General features: G+C 54.9%; 14 protein-coding genes. 3 read left to right on the forward strand and 11 right to left on the reverse strand.

Going from position 1 to position 12,375, the window contains the following annotated elements:
• Nucleotides 1–414 precede the first annotated feature (414 nt).
• The 3 genes from Y5S_RS11375 to Y5S_RS11385 form a co-directional block, all read right to left on the reverse strand.
• A complete protein-coding gene (locus Y5S_RS11375; RefSeq protein WP_052041548.1) occupies nt 415–1,227 on the reverse strand; it encodes an SDR family NAD(P)-dependent oxidoreductase in 813 nt (270 codons plus the stop codon).
• The gene (locus tag Y5S_RS11380; RefSeq protein ID WP_081939740.1) at nt 1,227–2,252 is read right to left on the reverse strand and encodes an NAD-dependent epimerase/dehydratase family protein; all 1,026 of its coding nucleotides are present in this window, start codon (nt 2,250–2,252) and stop codon (nt 1,227–1,229) included. Before Y5S_RS11380 ends, Y5S_RS11375 begins: the two co-directional genes overlap by 1 nt.
• Nucleotides 2,253–2,318: 66 nt before the next feature.
• The gene (locus Y5S_RS11385; protein ID WP_197055138.1) at nt 2,319–2,852 is read right to left on the reverse strand and encodes a 2,4'-dihydroxyacetophenone dioxygenase family protein; all 534 of its coding nucleotides are present in this window, start codon (nt 2,850–2,852) and stop codon (nt 2,319–2,321) included.
• 144 nt (nt 2,853–2,996) lie between these two features.
• Between Y5S_RS11385 and Y5S_RS11390 the strand changes: the two genes are divergently transcribed.
• Nucleotides 2,997–4,019, forward strand: coding sequence for an AraC family transcriptional regulator (locus Y5S_RS11390; RefSeq protein WP_035233074.1), 1,023 nt, complete (start codon nt 2,997–2,999; stop codon nt 4,017–4,019).
• 14 nt (nt 4,020–4,033) lie between these two features.
• Nucleotides 4,034–4,204, forward strand: coding sequence for a hypothetical protein (locus Y5S_RS19720; protein WP_156107733.1), 171 nt, complete (start codon nt 4,034–4,036; stop codon nt 4,202–4,204).
• A 22-nt stretch (nt 4,205–4,226) separates the two neighbouring features.
• On the opposite strand, the gene Y5S_RS11395 is transcribed toward Y5S_RS19720, so the two are convergent.
• Nucleotides 4,227–5,156, reverse strand: a complete 930-nt coding sequence (locus Y5S_RS11395) for a DUF808 domain-containing protein (RefSeq protein ID WP_035233075.1) — start codon at nt 5,154–5,156, stop codon at nt 4,227–4,229.
• A gap of 132 nt (nt 5,157–5,288) precedes the next feature.
• Here Y5S_RS11395 and Y5S_RS11400 point away from each other — a divergent pair, with 132 nt between their 5' ends.
• A complete protein-coding gene (locus Y5S_RS11400) occupies nt 5,289–5,999 on the forward strand; it encodes a 4'-phosphopantetheinyl transferase family protein (protein ID WP_231552672.1) in 711 nt (236 codons plus the stop codon).
• A gap of 14 nt (nt 6,000–6,013) precedes the next feature.
• On the opposite strand, the gene Y5S_RS19170 is transcribed toward Y5S_RS11400, so the two are convergent.
• Genes Y5S_RS19170 through Y5S_RS19175 form a run of 7 tightly spaced genes read right to left on the reverse strand, consistent with a single transcriptional unit; the run spans nt 6,014 to nt 12,348 of the window.
• Nucleotides 6,014–6,895 (reverse strand): tetratricopeptide repeat protein, encoded by an 882-nt coding sequence (locus Y5S_RS19170; protein ID WP_052041550.1) that lies wholly within the window; start codon nt 6,893–6,895, stop codon nt 6,014–6,016.
• A complete protein-coding gene (locus tag Y5S_RS11410) occupies nt 6,895–7,851 on the reverse strand; it encodes a type II secretion system F family protein (RefSeq protein ID WP_035233078.1) in 957 nt (318 codons plus the stop codon). Before Y5S_RS11410 ends, Y5S_RS19170 begins: the two co-directional genes overlap by 1 nt.
• An 11-nt stretch (nt 7,852–7,862) precedes the next feature.
• Nucleotides 7,863–8,849: a type II secretion system F family protein gene (locus tag Y5S_RS11415; protein ID WP_052041551.1), complete on the reverse strand. Its 987-nt coding sequence runs from the start codon at nt 8,847–8,849 to the stop codon at nt 7,863–7,865.
• A 10-nt stretch (nt 8,850–8,859) separates the two neighbouring features.
• On the reverse strand, nt 8,860–10,161 hold the full coding sequence (locus Y5S_RS11420; protein ID WP_052041552.1) for a CpaF family protein: 1,302 nt from the start codon (nt 10,159–10,161) through the stop codon (nt 8,860–8,862).
• An 18-nt stretch (nt 10,162–10,179) separates the two neighbouring features.
• On the reverse strand, nt 10,180–11,364 hold the full coding sequence (locus tag Y5S_RS11425; RefSeq protein WP_035233080.1) for an AAA family ATPase: 1,185 nt from the start codon (nt 11,362–11,364) through the stop codon (nt 10,180–10,182).
• Between the two features lie 23 nt (nt 11,365–11,387).
• On the reverse strand, nt 11,388–11,915 hold the full coding sequence (locus Y5S_RS11430; protein ID WP_035233082.1) for a TadE/TadG family type IV pilus assembly protein: 528 nt from the start codon (nt 11,913–11,915) through the stop codon (nt 11,388–11,390).
• A complete protein-coding gene (locus Y5S_RS19175; RefSeq protein ID WP_052041553.1) occupies nt 11,905–12,348 on the reverse strand; it encodes a TadE/TadG family type IV pilus assembly protein in 444 nt (147 codons plus the stop codon). Before Y5S_RS19175 ends, Y5S_RS11430 begins: the two co-directional genes overlap by 11 nt.
• Nucleotides 12,349–12,375 lie beyond the last annotated feature (27 nt).

Consider the following 12,375-nt stretch of genomic DNA (forward strand, 5'->3'; position numbering starts at 1 on the left):
TCCGATACTTCCGATGGAGCCTCGCTGGCGGCGCGATAACCCACATCGTTAAAGACTGATTTACCACAGAGCACACAGGGTCCACAGAAAAAAACCTGTCTTTCCTCAGTGAACCCTGTGCCCTCTGTGGTGAAAATACTTTTGATCCTGGCCTCGGATCGCACCGCCAGCGACGCTAGGGCAAAGGGGGGGATTAGATCAGGATTTCCCGGAAATCCGCGATGAACCTTTTTTATGTCTCCAGACTCACGATCTGCAGACGCCAGATCGCCCTTCTGGCGAGCCGGGTTTCGCGTCAGACGTCCGACTTCAGACGTCTGGCCAGCCTGAATTCCCGCTAACCCGCGCTGAACCCAAAAAAAGCCCCGCATCGGGGGGATGCGGGGCTCAAAGGAGTGCAACCATGCACTTGAATCAGCTAGCGCTTTGTACTGGATATCGTTTCATCAGTTTTCTGACCATCATCTGGATATAACCATTGAACAGACCCGGCATGTGGCGCGCCACAAAACCTGTGGCCTTGCCCAGGAAGCTGGGGATGATCATCCACTTGCCAGCATCCAGCCCTGCAACAATCTGGTCACAGGCATCATCCGGATCCATACAGCCCGCCGTTTTCTTCAGCTCACGGGCGATCGGGTTACCATCCAGACGCTCCTTGTCCACCAGCGGGGTGTGCACCTCCGGCGGGCAGATACAGCTGAGATGGATGCCCAGCGGTTCATATTCATAACGCAAGGTAGTCGCCAGACCCACCACGCCAAACTTGGAAGCACCGTAAGCACTGTAACCATAGTTGCTGGTAAAGCCTGCAAGGGATGCTACCAACGCAAGGCGAGCGCCTTTTCCCAGATGCGGCATGACCGCCGAGGCGAAGTGAAGGCTGCCATTCAGGTTGATATCGATCACCTTGCGGAACTCGGCCGGCTTCATGTCGGCCAGGGTTTTGTTGATGGCAATACCGGCTGAGTTAACCGCCAGGTCCGGGCTGTCGAATTTCTGCACTGCAGCCGCCACCGCACGGCTGACTGCCGCATCATCAGTGATGTCCATCTCGAAGAACGTCCAATGGCTGCCGCCTTCATTGGCGGCCCGGGTCAGCTGGGCCTGGTTTGCATTGCTGACAACAAGATCCAGCACACTCACAGACATACCACGCTTCAGGTAACGGCAGGCCATGCCAAGGCCAAGGCCGCTGCCACCACCTGTAATCATTACGTGATTCATTATTCGCTCTCCAGTTCACCACAGGCTTTCAGCCACAGCTCTGACTGATGCATACCTTCTGAAAAATTCACCTTCGGCTGATAGCCCAGCAAACGCTTTGCCTTCTCGATGGAGAAGCCGCCCTTGCGGGAAAACATCAGCATGGTGTCCGGGGTCACTTCATCATTACGCTTGAGCATCTGATTGAGTTTCCAGACACCCCTGGTAAGAGCCAACGCGGCCTTCAATGGCAGGCTGTGGGGTGAACCTTCCCGCCCTGCCCAGCGCCAGTGATGGCTGAAAAATTCCTTGCAGGAAACCGCTTCTCCACCCCACAGGATAAAGACCTGGCCGCGTCCTTCTTCGAGACCCGCGGCAAGCATGATGCCGTCAAGAAGGTCGTCGATATAGACGGGAGTGAAGACACCCTGGCCATTGTCAGGAAGCACCAGCTGACCGGCACGGGCCATCTTCAGCGGCTCGATCAACCAGGCGCGGGAACCAGGCCCGTAGACATCGCCTGGGCGGATAACCGTAACGTCAATTTCGCCTGCAGCATGCGCTGCCAACGCAACGTGCTCACTGGCACCCTTCGCTACCCCGTAGAGGTAATCACTACCGATAGTGACCGGCCAGGTTTCGTCAGCGCCATCCGGGTAGTCATACCCCAGGGCGGCAATGGAAGAGAAATGCACAAAGCGTTTGGCACCGCCGGCAATGGCAACCTCGATTGCCTTGCGTGTGCCTTCAACGGTGACCTTCCGATAAGCCGGCCACTGGGCAGCCAGGCTCACGATGGCGGCAGTGTGGATGAACAAGTCACAGCCTTTGGCGTGGTCTGCCCAACCGGAAGGGTTGGTGATATCACCAGCGACGATATTGGCGTCAGGATCTGGCTGCAGATCCATGCCGCGCACGTCACAGCCCAGCGCCTTGTAACGCGCCATGATGGCACGGCCGATAAAACCGCCCGCACCAGTGATAAATACGGATTCGGGAGTCTCAGGGGTCTGCCCGCTGGCTCCTGTCGGCATTGTTGTTGTCATCTTCGCATCCCGCTACGTCAATATCGGGCTGCCAAACCCGGCAGCCCCCTCCATCAAAAGCGGATATCAGCCTTTGATGTTCTTGGCGTAGTCAGGCATGGAAGGTTTGATATAGGAGGCTGGCTCCAGACCATTTTCCTGAATGTACTGCTCGATCAGCAGGGTGATGGAGTTGGCATCCAGCATGCTGTGGTACTGGCCGTTCTCGTCGAAGTTCTCGTCGAAGTTCACGTTGGCGCCTTCCACCAGCATCAGCGTGTCGGTCACTTCAGTGTTGTCTTCCGGCACATTGAAGGTGTGGATGCTGCCGCCCGGCTCGAACAGGTAACAACCGGCAGTCTGCGGCTGATCCGGGTACTCGACGTAGTTCCACTTGCCGGACAGGGTCCACAGGTGAACGGTGCCGGTGTGGTAATGCATGGGTAGACGCACGCCAGGGTGGAACATCACGCGCAGTACCCAGATACCCCGGTTCACATCCACATACTGGGGCTGAACGTCCAGCCCCGGAACCATGATGTCCTTGTAGATGGGCATCTCGTTGTTGTTCAGTGTCAGCAGTTCATCGTGGTCTTTCACCAGCATCGGCAACATAGACATGGTAGCTCTCCCTTGAAAACATGTTGTTGGTATCAGGACAGCCATGTTGCGCCGGTCACGCGACCAGCACTTGATAAAGTGCGCCAATGATTTAGCATTCTGTGCCAGGTATACACTGAATATTCCCTGGAGGATCCCCACCGTATGCAGGACTTTGCAAGAGCCTCCGCGTTATACGGTTTTGACACACTCGCAGAAGAATACGGTCTGCCTTACAAGGCGCTTTTGAAAGAGGCTGGCCTGCCGGAAAACACTCTCGAGAATCTGCGAGGCTTGGTGTCATATCGCCGTTTTTTGGCTCTGCTGGAACTCAGCACAGAGCGCGCGGACGATCCACTGTTCGGCATGAAGCTGGGGTTGCGCCAAGGGGTCACCGTGTTCGGACCAATCCTGTATCTGCTCAACAATGCCCGAACCGTGGGCGAAGCACTCTCTGAACTACGCCAGTATTTCCATTTGCACATGGGCGCGGCGCATGTGGAAGTCGGCCCCTATGGGGACAAGATTCAAATCGCCTACCGGGTGCTGGACCCCACACAAACCGGCATCAACTATGGTGCAGAGCTGGCACTTGGTGTGGGCAGGAAACTGCTGAAAACCTTGATGGGACAGAACTGGAATCCTCATCCCATGTTGCTAGAGCACGGCCCGCAAGCCCCACTGCAGGCATATAGGGCTTTGCTTGGCATCACACCCCAGTTCAACAGCGACACCACTGCCATCCTGCTTGATCCCGAGGAGCTGGAGTATCCGCTCAGTGAAGCCGACGCGACCTTGCATCAGGTGATCCGCGAACATCTGGATACCCTGCAACGACTCACCGATCTGGAGTTGCCGGGCTATGTCAGCAACCTGCTTCGCGATCTGTTACCCCAAGGGCGCGTCACCGTCACTCAAGTCGCCGACTGTATGGCCATGAGTCGCCGTACACTGCAGCGACGACTCAATGAGTCAGGCACCTCGTTCCAGAAAGTGCTGGATGACACCCGTCAAAACATGGCGCTCCGTTATCTGCGCGACTCGCAACTTCAGGTCACCCAGCTATCCGACCTGCTGGGTTATGCTGACTTGAGCGCGTTTTCACGAGCCTTTTCCCGCTGGTTCGGGGTGCCGCCTTCTCGCTGGAGCCAGCTCCCTGCCGTGGAAGAAACACCTCCCCCACAATAAAAGGAGATCAAACGATGGATGGACACAAGGCACAACTGCACTCCTGGCAAGAGATTATCGAAACGCTGCACAAGCAAGGGAAACACGAAGAAGCGAACGCCTTAGAAAGGGCGCTCAAGGAAGGGAGGAAAATTCACGCTATCCAGCTAATCAAAGCCAGTGGTCTGACTCTGGAAAAGGGCTGACCGATGTCAGCCCCAACCGCGCTTAATCGGCGGCCTGTTTTTTATCTCGCAGCCGGGCAATCACGCTGACTCCAGCCAGCACCGCGGCCCCTGCAATAACGCCACCGATCAGATTCACCAACAAGGGCACCGCAAAGGCCAAAGCCCCGCTCATCTCCTGCAGATGATGCACCCAGTCATGCGAACCGGGAACGCCATGTACCAGAATGCCTCCGCCGACCAGGAACATGGCCAGCGTCCCGACAACCGACAACGACTTCATCAACCAGGGGGCCACGGCCAGAATGCCTTTACCCAAGGCAATTCTCAGACTTGAGCCGGAAGCCTGTTGATCGGTCTTTGCCAGATACAGGCCCGCGTCATCCAGCTTGACGATAGCAGCGACCAGGCCATACACCCCGATGGTCATCAGCACGGCAATCGCACAGATAGCAGCAACCTGAACACCAAAGGTGGCGGACTGCACTGCGCCAAGAGAGATCACGATGATCTCAGCAGAGAGGATAAAATCCGTACGGATCGCCCCTTTGATTTTACTCTTCTCGAACGCCACCAGATCCACCGACGCATCCGCTACCGCCTTCAGTTTTTCGGCGTGTTCGCCCTCATCGTTGCCATGGAAGAATTTATGGGCGAGTTTTTCACAGCCCTCGTAACACAGAAAAGCGCCGCCCAGCATCAACAGGGGGGTGATCAGCCAGGGTAGAAACGCACTGATCAGCAAGGCCGCCGGAACCAGTATCAGCTTGTTGACAGCCGACCCTTTGGCGACAGCCCAAACGACAGGCAACTCCCGATCCGCCTTCACCCCGGATACCTGCTCGGCATTCAGAGCCAGATCATCCCCCAGCACCCCTGCGGTCTTTTTGGCTGCCACCTTGGTCATGACAGACACATCGTCCAGCAGGGTTGCAATATCATCAATCAACGCCAGCAAGCTGGTTCCAGCCATCCTTGTGTTCCTCTTCCCCATCAGTCAGGACAGGCAGTGTACCTGCCCTTTTCGCCAACTGCACCGAACGGGGCAAGAGCAGACATCCTTTGCTATAGTCGGCTCATGCATTCGCCGAAAGATATCCAGTCCATGCCTGTGACCCCCGAGACTCGTCCGCCATCCCTGACCAGGCTGCACCGTGAGGATCTCTCCCCCGGACTGATCAGAGTCAGCTGCCAGTACCAGCATGAATCACTCAGCGATGAGCACTTTCAACTGGCGGGCATTCCCTTACCCGCGTCCCTGCAAACGGCCATTAGCAAGCGCAAAGCCGAATATCTGGCTGGCCGCTGGTGCGCCCGGGAAGGACTTCGTCACCTTGGCAAGGAAGGATTCCCCAAACTCACTCCAGACCGCTCACCGGCATGGCCCGCCGGCAGCCTTGGCAGCATTACCCATAGCCATGGCGTTGCTGAAGTCATGGTTGCCGATGCCAGGCACTGGCTCACCGTGGGACTGGATACGGAACAATGGGTGAGCACGGAACGTGCAAGCCGGCTGGAAAGGGAGCTACTGACGGAAAATGAACTGGCCACACTGTCGGGCATGTCTCCGCTGCAGCGGGCAAACCGGCTCACCCTGATATTTTCCGCAAAGGAGAGCCTCTTCAAAGCGCTATTTCCGATCACCGGAAAGCGCTTTTATTTCCACGACGCCGAGCGCCGTCACCCGAACCACTTGACCCTGCTGCGCACCCTGTCTCCAGAATGGCCCAAAGGCTCACAAATCCCCTTTCGCTGGCGAGAGCGACAACATAACGTGCTGAGCTGGATTGCACTTCCCCGTCAGCAAGACTCTTAGGGAGCAAAGACGCGCTACTTGGCGCTCACCGCGCCACCATCCAGCGATCGCAGATTGGCATCCACTGTGGGCCGGTAACGGGTGGAAATGGCCACCGCCTCATCAAAGAAGGTGCGAGCCTTTTCAGTATCCCCATTCAACTTGGCGATATAGCCTGCATTATTCAGCGCCTCCACCCTGTCCATGGTCTTGCGCCAGGTGCGCATGGCGTCGTTGTAATGCCCTTGGCGAGCCTGAGCGATAGCCAGGTTATGATTCAAACGTGACTCATTCGGGAAGCGCAATGTGCCACGTTCAAGCAACTGTTCCGCCTCTCGATATTCACCCGCCATGATCAATGAATAGCCAGCGTTATTGATCACCATTGGCCGCTCTCCCCCCGCCTGAAGCGCCTCACCATACCAACGTGCTGCCGCAGCAAAATCTCCTGTCATGTCTGCGGCAACTCCCAATCCGTTAAGGGTTCGCCAACGCCCCGGCTCAGCTTGATTGACCTTAAGAAGCTGACTGCTCGCCACTTCCGCGTCACCAAGAGCGAGACGAGCGAGCCCACGACCTTCAAGAGCCCCCACGTCTTCCGGAGCCTCTTCCAGGATCAGGTTAAAAGCCCGCAATGCCTCTTGATTACGCCCCTGATCCAGCATCATTTGAGCGATAGCCAACTTGGATCGCAGCGCCCACTCATCATCACGCTCGGTAAGTGGCGCATAGCCGCCAAGGGCCTCACCATACTTCCCCTGAGCCCGATTCTGTTCCGCCTGTTGGAACTGCTCTTCCACGCTCAACGGAGGCTCAGTGACGCCATCCTCCACCGAAGGGTTGCCGGCACAGGCCGATAGCAGAAGCACCACCCATATCAACGCCAGTTGTTTCATGATCGCCCCCATTTCCTTCATTACATTCTTCCAATAAACCCCGTGTAGATTTGAATCACTGCCGGCCCGAGGATCACCAGAAACAGTGCAGGGAAAATAAACATGAGAATGGGAAAAGCCATTTTGACAGGCAACTTGGCAGCTTTTTCCCTGGCATTCTGAATGCGGATATCGCGCATATCGTCAGCGTGAGCACGTAATGCATCCGCGATACTGGTGCCAAAATGTTCCGCCTGCACCAGAATCGACACCAGTGATTTCATTTCCTCAAGCGCAGTCCTGTCCGCAAGCCCCTTCAGAGCATCGATACGACTTTTACCTGCGCGAATTTCCAGATTCACCAGCATCAGTTCATCACTCATTGCAGGTGACGCGAATTTAAATTCTTCACCAACCTTCTTGATCGCCGCATCCAGACTCAGGCCGGCTTCCACACAAACCACCAGCAGATCCATGACATCGGGAAATACCTCAGAGAGGTGAAGCTGCCGTTCTTCCTCTTTGTGCCGCAATACCATGTTAGGGATAAAGAAGCCCAGCAGAGCTGAACCGACGATAGCGGCAATCGCCCAGTGGCGCTGGGTAAACAGGTGAGGGTTGATCACCATGGCCGCGATGCAAAGCGTAGGAAAAACGAATGCCAACACCACTTTCATGGCAAAGAAAATGGTAAGCGTCTGGCTACTGCGGAAACCAGCTCTCACCAGGCGAATCCGCATGCGCGATTGCTTCCATTGGTCATCAGGCAAGGCGAGCTTGGCCACCGGCTTAAGCCACTTGACGGAAAACTCACCGTCCGCCTCCGGCTTTTTCGAGGACCGATCGACTGTTCCCCCAAGTTCCTGAATATGGCGCAAACGACGTTCGACGGCGGCATCACCACCGAACAGCCAGTTACCAAGTGCCACCGCAATCAGCACGACAAACAGGAAAATCGATCCCATCATCAAGGTGGATAAACTGATTCCTTCCAGCATGTCCGCTCTCCCTAAACCCTGAAGTTAATCATCTTCTGGATGACAAAATAGCCCGTCAGCATGAAGAGCATCTGCGCACCGATAATGAAATAACCCAGTTTGTGGGTGAAAAGAATATCCAGATAACCGGGGTTCAAAACGGCAATCGCGCCGGCCACAAAGAAAGGTAATGCCATTAAAACGTTGGCAGAAAACTTCATCTCAGCTGCCAGAACACGAATTTCCCGAAACGTTCTGGCACGCGCACGCATGACCGCAGACAGACGATTAAGCACTTCTGCCAGGTTACCCCCGGTGGTTCGCTGAATTACCACCGCTGTCACGAAGTAGCGCATTTCCTCACTGCCAGAGCGATCAGCCAGATGCCGCAGCGCGTCCTCAAGATCCATCCCATAGTTAAGCTCATCAAAGGTAACGGCGAACTCTGGTGCAATCGGCTCACCCATTTCTTTGGATGCCAGCTTGATCGCGGCAGAAAAGGGGTTACCGGCTCGCATACTTCTTGCCAGAAAATCCAGCGCATCCGGCAGCTGATCAGTGATCGCATTGGCGCGCTCCTTCGTTTTGCCCTTCACATAGGCAAAAGGAAGAAACAGCCCCAGAATCAGGGCAATCGGCAGAGCGACAAGCCAGAGTGCGCCCAGGATCAACAGCAGAATGAAGAAGATCGTGACCAGCATCATCTGCACAAGAATATAGCGGGAGACAGAGAGATCCACCCCTGACTGGACCAGGGCCCTGTCAAGAGAGTGAGAACGAGGGAAGGCCATCAACATCCGGTTAATGATCGGGATGCCACTGAACTCCCGCTGTCTGAGCAAGGAAAGTGCCTCTTCATTGCTCAAGCCCGCTGCAGAAAGTGACTGTAAGCGCTTTCCCACCGCCGACGTTCGTTCCACATTCATCGCACGGTACATCATGTAAAGGCCTTCAATAAGCCCCACCACCGCGAGAAAGGAAATCACGGAAATGACAATGGTATTGGCTGTAAATACCATGAGAGTCTCCTTACTCGTAAACCCGATCCGGATCGAAAATGGATTCGTCCAGCTCGATCCCCCTTTCCTTGATCCGTTGCATCATGGCAGGACGAATCCCTGTCGCGATGAAGGTACCCTTGACGCGCCCCTTGTCGTCCACACCTTGACGCTTGAACTGGAAAATATCCTGCATGTTGACCACGTTCTGCTCCATGCCGGTGATTTCGGATATGCTCATCACCGCACGGCGGCCATCAGGCAGGCGTTCTGTCTGAACGATCAAATCCAGCGCCGCGGCAATCTGCTGGCGAATCACGTTGGGAGAAATGGAGATCCCGGCCATACCGATCATGTGTTCAAGCCGGGAAATCGCATCTCGGGGAGAGTTGGCATGAATGGTACCCAGCGAGCCGTCATGGCCGGTATTCATGGCCTGGAGCATGTCCAGTGCTTCCTCGCCCCGCACCTCACCGAGCACGATACGGTCAGGGCGCATACGCAACGCGTTCTTCACCAGATCCCTTGCCAGCACAGCGCCCTTACCCTCAATATTCGGCGGGCGAGTTTCCAGTCTTCCGACATGGGGCTGTTGCAACTGCAGTTCTGCCGAGTCTTCGATGGTCAGAATACGCTCCGTATGCGGGATAAAGCTGGATACCACATTCAGCAAGGTGGTTTTACCGGAACCGGTACCGCCCGAGATAAGAATATTGGTTCGCGCCTTTACTGCGGCTTCCAGAAACTGGGCAATAGGAGGCGTCAGCGAGCGGTAGCTCATCAAGTCACGAACCGTGAGCGGATCCACCGCAAATTTGCGAATCGACAGTAAAGGCCCATCTACTGCCAGAGGAGGAATAATGGCGTTCACCCGTGACCCATCAGCCAGACGGGCATCCACCATTGGGCTGGATTCATCCACACGCCGCCCGACAGCACCCGCTATCTTCTGAATAATTCTCAGCAAGTGATCGTCATTCTGGAAATTGATCGGCACTTTTTCCAGCATGCCATGGCGCTCCACATAACAGGTCTTGTATGTGTTCACCAGAATGTCGCAGATGGAAGGATCATTGAGCAGAGGCTCAAGCGGCCCCATGCCAAGGATTTCATTTTCCACATTCTCAATCACGCTACTCTGTTCACTTTGATTCAGAACAAAGTCATTTTCCGCAATCAAATCGCGCAAGGTGGCTCGTATCTGTGCCCGAACCAGTTTCTCTTCCATTCGCTCCATGACCCGTAGATCGAGTCGCTCCATGAGCAGGGAATGAACTTTCTTCTGCACCTTGGTGAGATCAATTGTTTCTGCCTGCATCCCTTCCGTTAACATAACTGAACTCCTTTTCTATCAGCGCCCCATAAAACGCCCAAAGAGGCCACTTTGCTGATGAACCTCTTCACCGGTAATTTCTGCAAGGATCGATTGGGACAACTGCTCAATATCCCTGGCAATACGGCTGTTCTTGGACTGCTTGCTAAGCGGGACCCCATGATCATGGGCGCTGATGGCAGTATCATAATCGTTGGAAATCCTGACCATCTTCTTGATCTTCAGGGTTTCCTCAATCTGTTTGTCCGTCACTGCTGAGTGCTTGGAACGATAGCGGTTATCGACCACGGTGATCTTTTCTGAGGCGATGCCTGCAGAGGGGAAGTAGTTAGTCAGCAGCTTGGCATCACGAATCACCGCCAGACTACGCTGAATAATCATGTAAATCGCATCACTGGCGCGGAGCACTTCCTCACTCCACTCATTAATGGCTCGGGGAAGATCGAGAATGACAACATCAAAGGTACTGCGTGCCACCTCCAAAAGTCGCCCCACATCCTGAGCCGTCACCCGATCCAGACGGGTAATCTTGTGCGGTGCCGGCAGGGCATATAAACCTGACTCATGGCGATTCATCATTGTCAGCAACATGGTGCTATCAAGACGTCCAGCCTGCCCCATGGCCTCCATGACCGTCGTCTGCCAGTTAGACTCGAGATACAGGGAAACGGATCCGAACTGGATATCCAGGTCGATCAAGGCCACTTTCAATTCATCATCTGCCGTGGCCAGATCGTAGGCCATATTCACCGCCACAGTGGTGGCACCACTACCCGACTTGCTGTTCAGTATGGAAATGATTTTTCCCTTCTTTTCTCCTGGCTCGTCCGTCGCCATTTTTTTCAGTTCAGCAAAATCTTTTTCCATTTCACTGACATCAGGCGGAATAGTAAAAACGTCGTGCGCCCCTGCTCGCATGAACTGCCGAATCACTGGCGCACTGGGTTCATGGTGCGCGCAATACATGGGCACCTTCAGGGCAGAGAACAAGGCCTGAAATTGCTCAATGTCACCATCCGCATCATCCCCATGCTCGCTGATCACAGCGCCACACCCTGCAGCCTTGAGCTTTTCTGCCACCTCAGCAGCAGAACTGAATGGCACCGCCACAAACCCCATTTTCATGCCTGTTATGGCCTGACCAAACTGAGCCTTGGTCATTTCATTCTTGAAAACCAGGCCAACAACAAAATCTGCTTTCATAGTTCCCACCTCAATACCTTCATTCAAGGCCCCACATAGGTATGCATATCTTCAGACGTCCGAGTTGACGCAAATGACGGCAAGGTCAATGTGGAATCCAGCCCCATCAACCCCGGGAGCATCAAGGAATGCTCCTGCCCCTCAATGGAAATGGTCACCTGCATGACAGGATTTGGATTATCTGAAAAGCCGGTAAATGAACATTCGTAGACCACCCTTACGTTATCCCCATCCAGCACTGGATAAAGCGACTGCATTCTGGTGATCATTGCGCTGCAGTCTTCGTCTGCACAACTCGCAGTTACCGGAGTCACTTCTGCGCCAGGCGCATGGGTAGAGCAATCCATCCCGGAAAGGTCTGTAACCGAGTCATTCACAATGGCATAGCGCACTCCGGCACGGGTTGCCTCTACCGCGCGGGTAAAGGAAAAAATCACCAGAGCGAATTCAAAAATCCCAAACACCAGAATAAGAAACAGCGGCAAGGTAATCGCCATTTCCACCATGGTGGCACCACCTTGCTTACGCCGACGCAGGAGCTTACTCACCATGGTATCGCTCCTCACTGGTTGCCGTGAGATTCAGCGGCCCCAGATTCAGCAGCGGCACAACACTGTCACCAAAAATCGAAACAAAGGCGACGGTTGCCTGCCCCTGGATAACACAGCCGATATCATCGTTGCTATTGGCTGGATCCAGAGAAAAGGTCACATCAGCGGCGACCAGACCGGGTAATAGCGCATCAGCCGCGCCGCTCTCCTTTCCTGTCGCCACCAGATTGGCGGCATAGCCTGTTGCTGTTCCCCATGCCGCGGTTTGAGAACAATCGTCCAGGTCCAGCAAGCCGTTATAGCGCGCCAGAAACCGCACCCCGGACGCCACCGATTTACTCAACGAGTTTTGCTGATAAATGGCTCTACCCAGTTCGGTGATACCGAATACCAGCACGATAAGCACAGGCAATATCAGGGCAAACTCGACCATCGCCGCCCCGCGTTGCCGCACCGACCT

The sequence above is a fragment of the Alcanivorax nanhaiticus genome, from assembly GCF_000756665.1.
GTDB classification, from domain to species: Bacteria; Pseudomonadota; Gammaproteobacteria; order Pseudomonadales; family Alcanivoracaceae; genus Alcanivorax; species Alcanivorax nanhaiticus.

Bases quoted from the DNA above. Each gene is read 5' to 3' on its own strand.
- Y5S_RS11425 (WP_035233080.1), bottom strand. From the start codon at position 11,364: ATGAAAGCAGATTTTGTTGTTGGCCTGGTTTTCAAGAATGAAATGACC.
- Y5S_RS11385 (WP_197055138.1), bottom strand. From the start codon at position 2,852: ATGTCTATGTTGCCGATGCTGGTGAAAGACCACGATGAACTGCTGACA.
- Y5S_RS11410 (WP_035233078.1), bottom strand. From the start codon at position 7,851: ATGCTGGAAGGAATCAGTTTATCCACCTTGATGATGGGATCGATTTTC.
- Y5S_RS19170 (WP_052041550.1), bottom strand. From the start codon at position 6,895: ATGAAGGAAATGGGGGCGATCATGAAACAACTGGCGTTGATATGGGTG.
- Y5S_RS19175 (WP_052041553.1), bottom strand. From the start codon at position 12,348: ATGGTCGAGTTTGCCCTGATATTGCCTGTGCTTATCGTGCTGGTATTC.
- Y5S_RS11420 (WP_052041552.1), bottom strand. From the start codon at position 10,161: ATGTTAACGGAAGGGATGCAGGCAGAAACAATTGATCTCACCAAGGTG.
- Y5S_RS11395 (WP_035233075.1), bottom strand. From the start codon at position 5,156: ATGGCTGGAACCAGCTTGCTGGCGTTGATTGATGATATTGCAACCCTG.
- Y5S_RS11375 (WP_052041548.1), bottom strand. From the start codon at position 1,227: ATGAATCACGTAATGATTACAGGTGGTGGCAGCGGCCTTGGCCTTGGC.
- Y5S_RS11390 (WP_035233074.1), top strand. From the start codon at position 2,997: ATGCAGGACTTTGCAAGAGCCTCCGCGTTATACGGTTTTGACACACTC.
- Y5S_RS11430 (WP_035233082.1), bottom strand. From the start codon at position 11,915: ATGGTGAGTAAGCTCCTGCGTCGGCGTAAGCAAGGTGGTGCCACCATG.
- Y5S_RS11400 (WP_231552672.1), top strand. From the start codon at position 5,289: ATGCCTGTGACCCCCGAGACTCGTCCGCCATCCCTGACCAGGCTGCAC.
- Y5S_RS11415 (WP_052041551.1), bottom strand. From the start codon at position 8,849: ATGGTATTTACAGCCAATACCATTGTCATTTCCGTGATTTCCTTTCTC.
- Y5S_RS19720 (WP_156107733.1), top strand. From the start codon at position 4,034: ATGGATGGACACAAGGCACAACTGCACTCCTGGCAAGAGATTATCGAA.
- Y5S_RS11380 (WP_081939740.1), bottom strand. From the start codon at position 2,252: ATGACAACAACAATGCCGACAGGAGCCAGCGGGCAGACCCCTGAGACT.